This is a genomic window from Pseudomonas sp. S34, from assembly GCF_009866745.1.
GTDB classification, from domain to species: Bacteria; Pseudomonadota; Gammaproteobacteria; order Pseudomonadales; family Pseudomonadaceae; genus Aquipseudomonas; species Aquipseudomonas jessenii.
Genome location: NZ_CP019398.1, coordinates 3454177 through 3466228 on the forward strand (window position 1 = coordinate 3454177; position 12052 = coordinate 3466228).

The 12052-nt window shown below is 56.0% G+C and carries 13 protein-coding genes; 1 reads left to right on the top strand and 12 read right to left on the bottom strand.

Annotated features, from left to right (window positions below):
- Positions 1–2: 2 nt before the first annotated feature.
- The 10 genes from PspS34_RS15375 to PspS34_RS15420 form a co-directional block, all read right to left on the bottom strand.
- A complete protein-coding gene (locus PspS34_RS15375) occupies positions 3–998 on the bottom strand; it encodes a major capsid protein (RefSeq protein ID WP_060539985.1) in 996 nt (331 codons plus the stop codon).
- A 63-nt stretch (positions 999–1061) separates the two neighbouring features.
- The gene (locus PspS34_RS15380; protein WP_159390098.1) at positions 1062–1406 is read right to left on the bottom strand and encodes a head decoration protein; all 345 of its coding nucleotides are present in this window, start codon (positions 1404–1406) and stop codon (positions 1062–1064) included.
- On the bottom strand, positions 1403–2551 hold the full coding sequence (locus tag PspS34_RS15385) for a head maturation protease, ClpP-related (RefSeq protein ID WP_159390099.1): 1149 nt from the start codon (positions 2549–2551) through the stop codon (positions 1403–1405). The genes PspS34_RS15380 and PspS34_RS15385 overlap by 4 nt, the downstream gene beginning before the upstream one ends.
- Positions 2548–4032, bottom strand: a complete 1485-nt coding sequence (locus tag PspS34_RS15390) for a phage portal protein (RefSeq protein ID WP_159390100.1) — start codon at positions 4030–4032, stop codon at positions 2548–2550. Before PspS34_RS15390 ends, PspS34_RS15385 begins: the two co-directional genes overlap by 4 nt.
- Positions 4032–4238, bottom strand: coding sequence for a hypothetical protein (locus tag PspS34_RS15395; protein WP_027923826.1), 207 nt, complete (start codon positions 4236–4238; stop codon positions 4032–4034). The genes PspS34_RS15390 and PspS34_RS15395 overlap by 1 nt, the downstream gene beginning before the upstream one ends.
- A gap of 53 nt (positions 4239–4291) precedes the next feature.
- Positions 4292–6301: a phage terminase large subunit family protein gene (locus tag PspS34_RS15400; protein ID WP_159390101.1), complete on the bottom strand. Its 2010-nt coding sequence runs from the start codon at positions 6299–6301 to the stop codon at positions 4292–4294.
- 3 nt (positions 6302–6304) lie between these two features.
- Entirely contained in the window at positions 6305–6904 is a 600-nt protein-coding gene (locus tag PspS34_RS15405) for a terminase small subunit (RefSeq protein ID WP_159390102.1), read from the bottom strand.
- A 491-nt stretch (positions 6905–7395) separates the two neighbouring features.
- Positions 7396–7842: a DUF1737 domain-containing protein gene (locus PspS34_RS15410; protein ID WP_159390103.1), complete on the bottom strand. Its 447-nt coding sequence runs from the start codon at positions 7840–7842 to the stop codon at positions 7396–7398.
- 128 nt (positions 7843–7970) lie between these two features.
- The gene (locus PspS34_RS15415) at positions 7971–8306 is read right to left on the bottom strand and encodes a phage holin, lambda family (protein ID WP_159390104.1); all 336 of its coding nucleotides are present in this window, start codon (positions 8304–8306) and stop codon (positions 7971–7973) included.
- Positions 8307–8626: 320 nt separating this feature from the next.
- Positions 8627–8866, bottom strand: a complete 240-nt coding sequence (locus PspS34_RS15420; RefSeq protein WP_159390105.1) for a DUF2188 domain-containing protein — start codon at positions 8864–8866, stop codon at positions 8627–8629.
- A gap of 342 nt (positions 8867–9208) precedes the next feature.
- Between PspS34_RS15420 and PspS34_RS15425 the strand changes: the two genes are divergently transcribed.
- Complete coding sequence (locus tag PspS34_RS15425) at positions 9209–10195, top strand: DUF3644 domain-containing protein (RefSeq protein WP_238786582.1); 987 nt, start codon at positions 9209–9211, stop codon at positions 10193–10195.
- Between the two features lie 113 nt (positions 10196–10308).
- Here the strand turns inward: PspS34_RS15425 and PspS34_RS15430 are convergent, their stop codons facing one another.
- Together PspS34_RS15430 and PspS34_RS15435 are read right to left on the bottom strand one after the other, a co-directional pair.
- Positions 10309–11334 carry a DUF4238 domain-containing protein gene (locus tag PspS34_RS15430; protein ID WP_159390106.1) on the bottom strand — a complete coding sequence of 342 codons (1026 nt, stop codon included), beginning with the start codon at positions 11332–11334 and terminating at the stop codon, positions 10309–10311.
- Between the two features lie 328 nt (positions 11335–11662).
- Positions 11663–12052 carry an antiterminator Q family protein gene (locus PspS34_RS15435; RefSeq protein ID WP_174245519.1) on the bottom strand — a complete coding sequence of 130 codons (390 nt, stop codon included), beginning with the start codon at positions 12050–12052 and terminating at the stop codon, positions 11663–11665.

Genomic DNA, 12052 nt, shown 5'->3' on the forward strand with positions numbered 1-12052 from the left:
GGTCAGAGCGTCAGCAGGATCTGCGCCCGAGGACGCGTGCACAGGTGCAACGGGTTGGACTGGGCTTCACCGGCCATGCCCTTGTTGAACGGCAGGGGTTCCAGCTTGCTGTAATACGGCAGGCCTTGGGTGTTGGCGGTTTCCATGTAGTCCGCTGGGGCAAAGCAGGAGATGTACAGTTCCGGCACGCCTTCGGGAATCAACAACGCCTGATCGTCGTGGATAAACGACACCCCGGCGATCCGCCCGCGGTAGCGCTCCCAGACGATGCCGCCCAGCTCGAAGCTGTCCCGCGCATCACCACGCAACTCAGCTGCCTGGATCGTATTGAGGTAGGTTTCCTCAACCGATTTGTGCGTGACCAGCTTGTTCCAGAAATTCTTGCCACAGAAGGCCCGCGCGCCCGAGCTGGTGACGCTGCCCAGTTCATCGTCCTGCATGTCCAGCGCTTCGGCGCACTTGACCCGAACCTTGGTAGCCGGGTCGTTCAGGCCCATGGACAAGCTTTGTTGCTCCACACCAAACGCCTGATAGATGTTCAGCAGGACCGTCGAACCATCTGCGTCCAGCACCAGGCCGTTCAGCGCGCCCATGCGCTGAAATTCATGGGTGGCGTCGAGCTGACGCTTGGCCTTGCTCAGGCGCGTGTTGACCACGCCCTGCACGGCCTGCAACTCAGTGGTCGTACCAAAGGCGCGAATGCCCTGAATTTCGTCCGCCTTGATGGTGAAACGCTGCGGCAGGTGCACGGTGTTAAACGGAATCATCTGACGCTTGCTGGCACCCACGACCAGACCCGAGGTGCCGCGCTCACCCGCCGGCACCAGGGCCAGGGTGTTGCCGTCCTTTTCGATCTGCACGGTCAGGGTGCTGATGCCTTCCTCGCGAAACAGGCCCAGGCTGCTGATGCGACCCGGCAGGTATTCCTGCTCATTGATCGCCGCGGTCAGCGAAGACACGGAAAAAACATCGTCGGTAAAAATGCCAATGTCGGCCATGAAGGGACTCTCCAGAAAAGCAAAACCCCGCACAAGGCGGGGTTGGGATAAAAGGGGGCAGACTTAGCGGGCAATCACAAATTGAGCCGCCAAGGCGGCTTCAGCGTCAGCGTCGAAACCGGTCAAATGCACCTCGCTGACCTCGGCCAGCCGCACCACGGCACTGGCGCGACGCTCCTCGGTCGACTCGCCCAGCGGCCCGTAGAGGATGCAGGCCGCCACTTCGGAGCCGTCGGTGGCGGCGGGATCGTAGGGGGCAAACTCATTGGTCACCGTGACCAGCCCCAGCACCTGGCCGGCATTCAGTGCGGCACCGGCGGCCACCAGAATGGATTCACGAGAGATCTTCCCGGCCCCTTCAGAGAGCAGAAACTCGCCAGCGTGCAGCGTTTCGTACTTTACGGTCATGCTCGTGCTCCTTTTGCACTGTTGGATTGCCCCGCCTGCGCGGCCTGACGGGCTGCCCAGATCGAAGACGGATTCGGTTGTTTCGCCTGCACCTTCGGTGCTGGGTCCTCGTGGAGGGGCACGCTGTTGTCGATTTCGAAACCGTTGCCGCTACTGACGATCTTGTCGAACAGCCGCGCGCGTACCGCCGGCTCATCCAGCCCCGCGGCCACATACTCGAGGCTGAGTTCTGGCAGTCGTGCCGCGACACACAGGTCATACACCGCCTTGGCCCGGGTCAACCCCACCTGGACGACTTCTTCGCTTTCAAGCTGGGTCGAACTGAGCAATGGCGCGACCAGATTGCTGATCCCCGCCACCGCGCAACGTTGAGTGATCAACAACGCCAACTTGGCCGAGTCCGTCACCGGCTTGGGTGGGTCGTTTGGCGCCGGCTCCGAATCTGGCTCAGGCAACTCATCGAGCTGGGCCAGCAATTCAGCTGGGGTGTGCTGATAACGCTGCATCACCCCGCCCTGCCCCAGACACGCTTTGACCTGCACCCCGTCACCCACCTCATCGGCCAGCCCCAAGGCAACCGCCTCGCTGGCGGTCAACCAGGTTTCGGCAGCCACCAAACCTCGCAGCTCCGCCTCATCGATGTCCGGTGCCTTGGCCTTGTAGGCCGCGATGATCGCCTCCATGGTTTGATCGAGGACATCCGCCACTTTGCGAAAGCTATCGGCATCCCCAGCCGCATAGGTCCAAGGGTTGTGGATCATCAGCATCGCATTGGACGCAATCACCACTTTGTGTGCGCCGCACACCGCGACACTGGCCGCACTTGCAGCCAATGCATCGACACGCGCCGTGCAACGTTCGCCCAGCCGCGACAAGGTGTTGTGCATAGCCAACCCGTCGAACAGGTCGCCGCCGATGCTGTTGAACGCCGCGATCACCGGCGACACGCCGTCGTCGACCGCGCGTAGATCCTGCATGAACTGACTCGCGGTAATGCCCCAGGTGCCGATTTCGCCATACACAAAGACTTCGATTACACGCTCGGTCGCTTCGCCGCTGGCGTGTACGGCGTACCAGCTTTTATCCTGCACCGGCACTTGCTGGCCGGCCTTGTTGTAAATACGCGGCGGCGTTTTCTTGCTCATGTCTGCTCCTTGTCGTCGAACGCCTGGAGCAGTTCGACGAGCGTGCTGTAATTGAGACCTTTGCCGCGAGCGCGCTCGGCATCGGCGGCGTTTTCTTCGTCCACCGTTTCGGCGTCATAACCGGTGCGCAGGACCATTTCGCTACGCGAGGCAAAGCCGGCGTTCACTTCCATCGTGCGTGACTGAACATCCTGAACCGGATGGATATACGCCCAGCCTTGTGGCACCCAGCGTGTACGCAGGTACTCACGGCGTCGTTGGGCGTAGTCCGGCAACAACACGGCGCCGCTGAGCACCGCCATGTCCATCCACGCAGCCCGCACCGGGCGACACAACTGGTGCACATACACACCAAATTGCAGCTGCTCCAGTCGACGCCGGAACTCAGTGAGCACCACTCGCAGCGCTCGGTCGTTCACTTCGCGCATGTCGCCGGTGAGGATCTCGTATGGCATCCCGGCGCCGGCCGCTGCCGCCATCAATTGCTGACGCATGAAATCCGGATAGTTGTTGCCGGCATCTGGCGGCGAGGAAAACTCGACCTCCTCGCCTGGCAGCAACTCCTGCATGGTCCCGGGCTCCAACGCCACCATGGGCGTGAAGCCATCCGAGGCGAGATTCAGCGGCGCACCGGTCACTGGGTCAACCGGCGTCTGAATGTCATCCGGTGATGGCTTCTTGATGAAGCCGGCGAACAGGTTGGCCACCTCTTGGCGGAACAACACCGCATCGTCGTAGTTGTCCAGACTGCGCAGGCGCTTGAGCACCGGCGATAAACGCGGCAGACCACGCAGCTGACCCGGTTCGACCGGCTCAAAAATGTGCAGCACCTGGCTGGCCGGTACGCGCACCAGCTGGTTGTAGCCACTGTTCAACGACGAGGCATCGCCAGGATGCGAGCGATACATCCAGTACGCCACCCGGCGGCTGTCCGGGCTGAACTCAATGCCGGCGCGAATGACGTTGCCGTTACGGGCCATTTCGGATTTGTCGTGTGGCACAAACTCCGGCGCCAGCACCTGGAGTTGCAGCGGCACCACCAGCCCCTCATCGCGGCTGCGCGGGCGCAGGCGGACAAAACATTCACCGGCTGTTTCCACTGTCCGGGCAATCAACGCCTGCTGTCCGTAAAAGTCGGTGAGACCATCGGCGTCGGATTCTTCGGTCCAGTCGGCCCAAAGCTCCTGCAGCAAATGCCGAAGCTCGTCATCCTGGGTTTTTGGCCGCGGCGTGATGCCGGTGCCGATCAGGTTGCTGACCCGCTTGTCGATGATGTTGAAGGCGTACGGGTCGTTGCGCACCGCCGCGCGGGAACGCGAGCGCAGGTTGCGCAGCGCCGGAATGGCAATGCTGTTGAAACCGGCGTCGGGCGCATCCCAGCTGGCAGAGCGGCGCCCTTCGGCAGCCCCTTCATAGCTGGCCTTGATGTTCGAGGGAATCAAGAATCCGCTGCGGCCCAAGGTGGGAAAGTGACGAGCCATTACAGTCCCTTGCCTCCATGGTAAAGCCGCACGATGCGCGAACGAGGTCCGGCCGCCGCGATCAACGAGCTACGAATTTCGTCGCGTGCCCTGAGCAATTCGTCGATGTCGCGGTACTCGACGTTGCGATCGGCGTAACGCACGATTTTTTCGCCACGCGCAATTGCCTTCTCGACCGCATCGAGTTGCTGTTGGGTAAAAGCCATGGGGATCGCTCTAAAGTAATAAGACAACGTGGGTTGCAACGGTGCGCCTTCACTCAGCGTCGTTTTTTGAGGTAGCCGCTGCTGGAGCTTCGACGCTGTGGCGGCCGTGCAATAGGCAGCGGTGCTATTACCGGCTTGGCCGGTGGCGATACGGGATCAGGTGGTTGCTGCGGAGATGGTGCCGGAGCGCGGACACGTTCGACTGCAATGGTTTTTTCACCCGCAGGCGCCGCCTGCAACAGGGCGCTTCTCACTCGTTCCCAGTCGTGTTCCTTGTAGCGATTCAGGCCCAGGTAATGCGCCATCGCCAGGCTGTACACCATCAAGTCGAGGGCTTCGTTGCGCTCCGCTTTGCCCTTGACCCATTCGATTTTTTTGTAGCCTTTGATGTAGCGAGTCACCTTGCGCTCGGCGACGCACTGGGCGAAGAAATCATCCGGCAGGTCGTTGGCAAAGTGCAACGCGCCGGGACCGTCCTCCACCGGATAGCGGTTGTAAATCCAGTCCTTGGCCGTGTCGGTACCGATGAACCAGAGCTCGACACCTTTGCGCTCGGTCAGGCCTTTCCAGGTGACATCCATCATCGATGGCCGCTGCGCAATCACCGGCCGACCCGACTTACTCGCGCCCTTGACCGCGAAGATGTTGCGCCAGCGCCGCAGCCGGCAGAACTGGTACACCTCGTCGGTGTGGTTGCCGCCGGAGTCGATGCCGGCTGCCCGGATTGTCAGGTCCGTGCCACACGGATGCGGATAACGCGCCTTGAGTTTGTCGTCGAGCACGGACCAGGTGCGTTCGTCGGAGGGATCGCCCCAGATCACCTGATAGTCGATGATCCAGCGCTCCATGCCGGCCCCCCAACCCACCACCATGAACTCCAGCCGGTTGGCCTGGACATCGACCGCGGCTGTGAGCATCAGCACGGCGAATGGCATCGCCCCCAAACCATAGGTTTCCAGGCGGGCCCGAGCCATCAGCACATCGGCTTTGGTCTGCTCTTGGGCGCTGTCCCAGACCTTGGCCAGACGAGTGTTGTAGAACACCTGCATCGGCTCAAGATCACCACGGGACATAGCTGTTTTGGCCTTCTCGAACTGCTTGGCCAGAGCTGCCCAACCGGTCCAGCCGGGCGGCGAGTACAACGCATTGAGGTTGAAGCCGACGGTTTCGCCATCACCTTGGGCATGGGCGCGCCACTCGCCCTTGGCCAACATCTCTCCCTTATGGTGCTCCTCGATCAACACATCACAGTCAGACCCGGCGCACTGGTAGTGTGCCCGTTGGCAATCCGCCGAGTAATGCAGGCGTTCCCATTCCAGGACTTGCATGTGCCCGCAATTCGGACACGGCACGTAGTAAAAACGCTGGTCGCTGGTCTCGAACAGATCGGCAATGCGCGAGGCGCCCCGGATCGTCGGCGAACTGGAAAAGTAGAACTTGGCGTTGCGGCCAAACGTACTGCCCCGGGTTTCAGCCAGCTCAATCGGGTCACCCTCCTCGCCCACGTCCACCACCCAGCGATCCACTTCATCGCCATAGATGTACCGGGCCGACAACTCCGACAGGTTCGCCGCCGAGCCCGCGGTGGTGACATACAGCGAACCACCTTCAAACTCTTTGGTGTCCATGGTGTTGCGCGAATCGCGCGCCCGGTTCGCCGCCACTCGTTCGCGCAGCACTGGGGTCGCCTTGATGGTCTTGCCGATGCGCGACGAGACTCGTTTGGCCAACCCCAGGCTGGGCAGCAGCGTGAGAATGTTGGACGGCGCCATATGGATCAGGCCGCCAATCCAGTTCAAAGCGATCTGGGTTTTCATCAACTGCGAGGCCACCATGGTGACCACGCGCTTGCACGGATGGGCTGGTGACAAACAACGCATGGGCTCGCGGGCATACGGCGTACGCGCCGTGCGGTACTGCCCGGGTTCGGCGGCCCCTGCATCCCGCGGGATGCGCATGAACTCGTCAGCCCACTGATCGATCCAGACATCCGGCTCTGGCCGCAGCCCGCGGAAATACGCCTCCCGGTACACCGCTGCACCGTCGGGCATTTCCGCTGACATGGATTAGCTCGCTGCAGTCAAAGAATGGATGAGGTCTGTCGAGGACATCCGTTCGGCATCGTCCAACACCCGGCGCAATGCGGCAGTGAGATGCTTCTCGATTTGCCAGTGATCACTCATGGCGGCCAATTCGGGGGCCAACTGTGGCGGCATACCCAACAACAGATCCCGTAACATCCGCCCGGTCGTGTACGCCGCCGTTTTAACGGCCTCCAACTCGACGTGGGCGCCGCGATTCCTGTGAAACTCGCTCTCGGTCAGGCGTGACTCATAAAACTCGCGATAGGCGCGAGACTCCTGAAAGTCCGGAATGCCCTCGATGGACAATGGCGCCTGGCTTGAAACTGAATGTGGAAGCTCGTACTCAATGGACGGGACTGAGGCTTGCCCTTCCGGCTTGCGCAGAGTTCGTTCGCGCTCATGCCGCGCCGCCACATTAGCTTTGCTCGGATCCGCTGTGCTGAACAGGAGTCGGTCCGTGGCCTCGACATCCACCATGCCGTCCGCCATCAGAACCAGGCGACCGCTCTTGGCCAGTTTCGACACATAAGGTTTCGACCAGCCTTGGCGAGCGGCGAACTCCGCTTTGGTGAGTGCTGTCATGTCCATGCCTTTCGGTTAACCCGGCGGAGTCGCGAGTTAACAGAGTTAACCAACTAATTTACTCGGTTAACTCTGGTTAACCGCTGGAAAGCCGCAGCCCGTTTGGCTTTCAGGCGTGTTTATAGCGACTGTGGGAGTTAACCAACTGTTTTACTCGGTTAACTCCTTAGTTAACCGCTCTACAGACCACGGCCCGCGTGGCTTACAGACGAATCATGGGTGAACCGCGTTAACCTGGTTAACTCCTAAGTTAACCGCCCTGTAAGCCACAGCCCATAAGGCTTTCAGCCTGGTTAACCAATCGAGTTAACCAGTTAACTAACTTTGACGGGGTGCCGCTAACGCGTTTGCGCGAGTCTTATGCCCCGTGTTCCTTGGAAGTTGCCAGGGTCCCCGGGCCTCTGCCGTCTGTCGAAGTCACTCACTGCGTTTGAAACGGAGGCAGTCGACTAAGAGCATTACTTTGCATGATGAGATCGCTTGTTTACGGCTCATACGGATATCGCAGCAATCTGGCGGGCAACCTCGTCATGGATCAGTTTGGCTGACCAGGTATGCGCAACGACGTCAGTGCCGGCTTCCAGCATCGCGGCATCACCTTCGACGGGAATGGCAGGCAGATCGGTCAGATCGTTGTAGCTACCGGAGAAGTCCGAAGTCCCACTGCCAATTGCGGCACGCGCAGCCGCGGCGTCAACACTGACCAGCACCGCCTTACCGACATCCGACGCGTCCGTGATGTTGTCAGAGGTGATGTCACCCGGTGCACTGCCAACATTGCTTGATCCCTTCACTACAGCCTGAAGCACTTGAAAGCCTTCAGTGATGGAGACAGGACTACCATAAGGCTGCCAACCATCGGCAATGGCCTGTGCCACTTTGGCCGTCAACTCCTCGGGCGTGTTGGCGACGACGGTTTCGTATTGGGTGTAGGCCATTCTCTAAATCTCACGATTGAATGATTGAGCGGCAAGCGGCTGACATGCGGACGAATCACCACAGTGGATGTGACCCGTCACGGCGTAGGCCAGCAGGAGTACAAGAGGCAGTACCCAAGGGCAGCGCTTCATGGCGTCGAATCCGATTTGGGAAACTTGAAGTCGGCGAACCGATCAGCCAGATCGGCGATCTTCTTCACGCCAAGAAATCCGATGAACACACCCGCAGCCGTGGCGAAGTTCTGCGGTAGACCGAAGTACTCGAGCAACGGGATCAAACCGATGGTGATCAGCGTGCAAAGCGAAGCTTCAAGCAGTGCCTGTCGTCGCGTGCCGCCGCCATAAATGATCCGCAAGGCACCGACCACGAATGACAATGCTCCGGCGTAAATCGTCGGCGCATGCTGCCCCAACCACGCGAAAACGAGCAGCCATGTGTCTGGTTTGTCGGGCATGCTGGTCATCCGGTTTCCTCCCTTTCGGGGGAGCGCAATAGGTCCGGCTCCAGCAGCACTCCAAGCTTGGAGCGATGGGTGTGGCGGAGCCGAAAACGAAAAACCCTGCTCGATGGCAGGGCTTGTAAAGGACACAAAAAAACCCGACTCAATGGTCGGGCTCTTAGAAGGCGTCTCGCTGCGTTCACAGCAACACACGCTGCTATGAAAGCAGGTCTATTCCGCGCGGAAAAGGCTTTTCTGCGTAAATGTGAAATTGCACCCCGACTATCCCTTCAAAGCAAATGCTCTGGCACGCAAGTAAAAAGCCCCCGTCAGGGGGCTTAAATTTAGCCTTTCGGCGGATTTGGGTCGTTACCAGGAGCTACCGTATCTTTGTCGCGAATTCGTCCATCCACTCCTTTCGTCGTCAGTTCGCCTCCCCCTTGATTCTTGAGCATCTCGCGAGCGGCTTTTTGGGCCTCCACCTGGGTGTCATGGACGCTTGATGCGCGGCTTGCGTCATTACGCTTGTTTTCCCAGGTTCCGTCGGATCGCCTGGATATTGTCCTATCTCGGTCTTTACTCATGGTTGCCTCCTTTGCAATGTGGCCATTGAGGTATAGCTCAAGTCATAAAAAACGCATGCGCGCCGATAGCATAAAGCCTTCCACGACAGGGACTTCGACCATTAATTGCCTGTCATACATTACGGATCTGGCTGTTTTATCTGCGACTTTCTTGCGAATTAGGCAATATCGACAGGCTAGTAGGCTCGCGATGGTTGCTATCGATTTCGATTTTATTTCGGGAATGAGCGTGGGAAGAGGGGAAAGGCTCGCTGAAATACATAACTTTTCTTGAATTTCTTTGACGCCGAGTTGACACTAGCCTCAACACGTTCTTATGAAATATCTCAGGGAGGTTTGAGCATGAAGTCACGCTCGCGAAGCATGTTGGAGAAATCCATATCTGCAATGCTATCAGCAATGGAGATTTATAATAAGCCTGACTTTAAATACCGAGAAGAAAGTTTCTCGGTATTATGCATCAACGCTTGGGAGTTACTATTCAAGGCAAAAATACTAAGCCTATCAAGCAATAAAATAGCTTCACTTTATGCCATGGAATATCGAACACTTAAGAGTGGTGAAAAATCCAAGCTCTCTAGACCGAAAACCAATCGATCTGGAAATCCAATGTCTATTAGTATGTTTGAAGCATTTCGGATAATTACAGAGGAGTTTGGAAGCAAGATAGAAAAGGCAGTCATTGATAATATAACGGCGCTAAGCGAAATCAGGGATAACTCGATTCACTTCATCAATGATGACCTTTTGCTGAGCTTGAAAATACAAGAACTGGGCAGTGCCTCACTTCAAAACTACGCAAATATTGTCAAGAGTTGGCATGGCGACATTCTTTCAAGATACAACTTTTACTTAATGCCCATTTCTTTTTTTAGAGGGTTTGACGAAGCGCCAGGAATCATGCTGAATCCGAAAGAAAAGAAAGTATTGGATTACATAGGTAAAATTGAAAAAACTTATGACGATGACGATATAAGCTCTTATAACTTAACATTAAGGGTTGATATAAAATTTCAAAAGGTAAAAAGCGACTCTGGATTGCCAATCCAATACTCTACAGATAGCACTGCAACAAAAATAATCATCACTGAGCTAGATATATCTGAGAAGTACCCATGGGATTATCAGAATCTTACCACGCGCCTAGCTCGCCGCTTTAAAAACTTTAAACAAAATAACAACTATCACTCCATACGTAAAGTATTGGAGACTGATGAGAAGCTTGCGCATAAGCGTTACCTCACTCCAGGCAGCACTACCGGGATTCCAAAGATTTTTTATAATCCGAATATTCTTAAAGAATTCGATTCCCATTATGAAAAATCCTAAAACGGTAGACGAACTCAATGCCTCATTCGGGGCAAGCGCTGCTTGCCCCGGTTTTTCTCTAGAAGTCTCCGGCCAGTTAAGCTGACTTATAATCCTATTTCGCTCATCAGCACTCAATCTGGGTATTCAGCCTCTTCTTTAGATTGAGTGTTATGCCAATCCGACCACATTTTAATTTCATGTCGGCACCGTTCTTGGGAGACTGTGCGAGGTCTAATAATATGAATCTCGGTGGGATCAACAGCGAAAACATATCGAAGCGCACTCTCAAGAATAACCTGGCGGAAAAAAACTGCTTCTTGCCAACTGATAGTGGTGCCTTTTGGAGGGGGGCGAGTCCCCAGCTTCGTGTAAAGAAGATGCTTAGGGCTGAGTGGGAGTATTACTTGCACTCCGGGTGTGGCCCATCCGCCATTGAGGTAATATTCACCTCTTGCATTGAAACAGATTTTAATTAGAGGGTTATCACTTGTAGGCCAAGTTATTCCTGGAGGGGCGTGCAAGATAGTCCAACGATATTTTGGCAGCCGATGAATTGTGTGGGTTAGTAAATGACGCAATTGCCAAATCCACATCTTCCTCCCATTCAGCGCTGTTATTTGTACCCCTTCCGCACCATCAGAAATCTTAACGCGTGAAACCTTGATTGGCAGCTTGTTACCGACATCTTCAGCAGGATTGGATTGTAACTTCACACCGGTCTTTACCGCTGCTTCCAGTTTGGCTATGGATTTTTTCAAGGTGTCGTCGATCAAGCCTGGCAGGGTCTTTTGTTGCCTTTCGGTAAATTGATGGAGTCCGGCTGGCGTTCTAATAGACTGGGCTACAGCAAAGCGAAATAAGTTATTCCAATCCTCAGGATCAATAGGATTACCCATCACTACCTTATTAATCGATACAATCGCCGGACTTTCAAAATCCCTGTCAAGCCAGCGTTCGACTTCGTCAGTATCTGCGCTACCTGAATAGTAAGTATACAAATGTTGATGTTTGGCAATGCTGCCGGGAGAGTGTTTTTTCCACATCTCGCAGTTTTCATGCGGAACTAACAATCGGTATGTAGGTATTTCGTCTTTGATCGTCCACTGCCTAAGATAGGCCTGCGGGACATAATGATTGTCCTTCTTAATGTTACTCAACGTGTGACCGCTCCTAAACTGCAAAAAATACACTTGTTTGAGGACACCATCATGGCGTGGCTCGATAGAACCACTACACCCTTGGAGGCCAAAAACCTACAGAACCTATAGCAAGTTCAATCATCCTTATATACTTAGGCACACTGAATTACCTGCTTTTGTCCGGAGGCGAACCAGATCCAAGTAACCAGCTTGCTTGGACGTCCATACTCGAGCGTCCGCTTCTGGTCTATCAGCCCTTAACGAAGGGCTGATTTTGGTCATTTTGCGCCGGCTAATGCATCGAAGCTTCTAGGTCAAATTCGTTCCAAGCAGGTGGTCAGGTTGATTAAGCGGCTTGGCGTATTGCATCGACAGCGCAATCGATCCATGCCGCTCCTGCTCTAGCCAATTCCCTAGATTTCCCTTCGCTTATGCCGTAGTGCTTGCCAACGCGGACCATGGGCCATTTAGCGCCGTAGTACAGCCAGATAATATCGCCCATTTGCTGATCGCGGTGCGCAAGCCTGGCCACAGCATTGTCGATAGCAATTGCCCAGTCGTCGGTAATGCAATAATTTTTACTCGGAGACATCTGCGGCATTGCCTGGCGCATCAGCGCAAAGGTTGGTGAGGTGTAATGGGGTATCCCCGCCCCGTCCATCCGCCACCATCCCCATTGTTCCAGCAAGTACTCGGTATCGCCCAAAGGTCGGCCTGCCGGCTTGCGAATCATCAT

What these genes read in the sequence shown, in the direction of transcription:
- PspS34_RS15400 (WP_159390101.1), bottom strand. Translation starts at nt 6,301, where the DNA reads ATGTCAGCGGAAATGCCCGACGGTGCAGCGGTGTACCGGGAGGCGTAT.
- PspS34_RS15395 (WP_027923826.1), bottom strand. Translation starts at nt 4,238, where the DNA reads ATGGCTTTTACCCAACAGCAACTCGATGCGGTCGAGAAGGCAATTGCG.
- PspS34_RS15415 (WP_159390104.1), bottom strand. Translation starts at nt 8,306, where the DNA reads ATGACCAGCATGCCCGACAAACCAGACACATGGCTGCTCGTTTTCGCG.
- PspS34_RS15390 (WP_159390100.1), bottom strand. Translation starts at nt 4,032, where the DNA reads ATGGCTCGTCACTTTCCCACCTTGGGCCGCAGCGGATTCTTGATTCCC.
- PspS34_RS15385 (WP_159390099.1), bottom strand. Translation starts at nt 2,551, where the DNA reads ATGAGCAAGAAAACGCCGCCGCGTATTTACAACAAGGCCGGCCAGCAA.
- PspS34_RS15420 (WP_159390105.1), bottom strand. Translation starts at nt 8,866, where the DNA reads ATGAGTAAAGACCGAGATAGGACAATATCCAGGCGATCCGACGGAACC.
- PspS34_RS15375 (WP_060539985.1), bottom strand. Translation starts at nt 998, where the DNA reads ATGGCCGACATTGGCATTTTTACCGACGATGTTTTTTCCGTGTCTTCG.
- PspS34_RS15425 (WP_238786582.1), top strand. Translation starts at nt 9,209, where the DNA reads ATGAAGTCACGCTCGCGAAGCATGTTGGAGAAATCCATATCTGCAATG.
- PspS34_RS15410 (WP_159390103.1), bottom strand. Translation starts at nt 7,842, where the DNA reads ATGGCCTACACCCAATACGAAACCGTCGTCGCCAACACGCCCGAGGAG.
- PspS34_RS15380 (WP_159390098.1), bottom strand. Translation starts at nt 1,406, where the DNA reads ATGACCGTAAAGTACGAAACGCTGCACGCTGGCGAGTTTCTGCTCTCT.
- PspS34_RS15435 (WP_174245519.1), bottom strand. Translation starts at nt 12,052, where the DNA reads ATGATGATTCGCAAGCCGGCAGGCCGACCTTTGGGCGATACCGAGTAC.
- PspS34_RS15405 (WP_159390102.1), bottom strand. Translation starts at nt 6,904, where the DNA reads ATGACAGCACTCACCAAAGCGGAGTTCGCCGCTCGCCAAGGCTGGTCG.